Annotated in this window: 1 protein-coding gene; it reads left to right on the top strand. The window is 77.8% G+C overall.

Annotation, left to right across the window (positions count from 1 at the left end):
* The coding region (locus M3148_RS17500) for an ROK family protein (protein WP_251305983.1) at window positions 1-396 on the top strand (396 nt) is incomplete at both ends.

Genomic DNA, 396 nt, shown 5'->3' with positions numbered 1-396 from the left:
GCCTCGGGGCGCGCGCTCACCCGCGCCGCCCGCAACGCCCTCATCACCGACGAGGACCGCGCCGGGCGCCTGCGCGAGCTCGCGGCCGCCGACGGCGGCAAGGTGCGCGGTCAGCACGTCACGCTGGCCGCGGCGGAGGGTGACCCGCTCTCCCGTGACCTCGTCACCGAGCTCGGCCGCGGGGTGGGAGCCGGGATCGCCGACCTCGTCGCCGTCCTGGACCCCGAGCTCTTCGTCATCGGCGGCGGGGTCGCCGACACCGGGGACCTCGTCCTCGAGGCCGCCCGGGCGTCCGTCCGTGACCAGCTCTCCGCCCGCGGCTACCGGCCCGAGGCGCAGATCGTGCTCGCCGAGATGGGCAGCGAGGCCGGCATCGTCGGCGCCGCCGACCTCGTC

This window comes from Georgenia satyanarayanai, from assembly GCF_023715365.1.
GTDB classification, from domain to species: Bacteria; Actinomycetota; Actinomycetes; order Actinomycetales; family Actinomycetaceae; genus Oceanitalea; species Oceanitalea satyanarayanai_B.
The sequence above is the reverse complement of the archived record's forward strand: the minus strand, read 5'-3'. Positions and strand labels throughout refer to the sequence as shown.